Source organism: Mycobacterium sp. NAZ190054 (assembly GCF_001545925.1).
Lineage (GTDB): Bacteria > Actinomycetota > Actinomycetes > Mycobacteriales > Mycobacteriaceae > Mycobacterium.
Genome location: NZ_LMVQ01000467.1, coordinates 1 through 1145, shown reverse-complemented (window position 1 = coordinate 1145; position 1145 = coordinate 1). Strand labels below are relative to the sequence as shown.

1 protein-coding gene is annotated in these 1145 nt (G+C 65.2%); it reads right to left on the bottom strand.

Translation table 11 applies throughout. From position 1 onward, the window contains the following. Window positions 1-24 precede the first annotated feature (24 nt). Window positions 25-1145 (bottom strand): IS701 family transposase (locus ASJ79_RS24300; protein ID WP_067960994.1); only part of this gene is annotated, 1121 nt, incomplete at its 5' end.

Genomic DNA, 1145 nt, shown 5'->3' with positions numbered 1-1145 from the left:
TAGTACTGCAGCCGTAGATCGAGTTCATTGTTGTTCGCGTCGTCGGTAGTGCGATTGCCGGGCTCGGTATTGGTGTTGTCGTCGCCATCGTGACCAGGCCAGCAGGCTGGTGATGGTCTGGTTGGTGACGAGTAGCAGCGCGTCGAAGAGGCGTCGAAACTCGTTGACGGTCAGCGCGATCAGGCCCGCCGGGGTTGAGGTGGTGTCGCGCTCGGCAGCGCAAGCGACAGCCAGGAAGGCGTGCGCGAGCATGGCCAGGGTGGTCCAGCGATACCAGGATTTCCACCGTCGGACCTGATGCTGGTCCAGGCCGACGAGTCCTTTGGCGGATTGGAACGATTCTTCAATGCGCCACCGCTGGCCGGCCACGGCCACCAAGGTTCGCAGTGGGACTGGTCGAGGTGAATAGCAGCGCAGGTAGGCCAGCTCACCGGTGGAGTCGTTGCGGCGGATCAGCAAATGGTGCACACCCTGGTCGGTGTCGTCTTCGGGCAGGAGCCGAAACCACGCCCAGGAGTACAGCCGCGGCCCGTGCGCACCAGCACCAGCGGAATGCTGTTGCCAGGCATGCGTCGGAATCAGTGCTGGCAGTTTGTCGACACGGACCTGGCCGGCGTGGGTAGGGACACGCCGGTTGGCCGCGATCGCCAGCACGTAGCCCAGACCGTGGGTGCGGACATCGGCTCGCAGGTGCGGGTCAGCTCCATAGACTTCATCACCGGCCACCCAGCCGGCGGGAACCTTGGCCGCCACAGCGCGGGCGATCAGCGTCCTGGCCAGGGAGGGTTTTGTGGCAAAACGTCGTGCTCCGTTGGGGATTCCCGCATCGATGCAGCGTTGCGGTGTCTCGGTCCAGGACTTGGGTAGGTACAGGGCCCGGTCGATCAGGGCGTGTCCTCGGGGTGCGGCGTAGGTCAGATACACCGCCACTTGGGAGTTCTCAATGCGGCCCGCGGTGCCGGAATACTGGCGCTGCACCCCGACGGTTCGGCTGCCTTTCTTGACATCGCCGGTCTCGTCGACGACGAGGATCGCCTCCGGGTCGCCGAAGGCGTCGATCACGTAATCGCGCAGATCGTCGCGCACCTCGTCGGCGTCCCAGCTGGCTCGCGCCAACAGATGCTGCAGCGCGTCGGGGGTGGCTG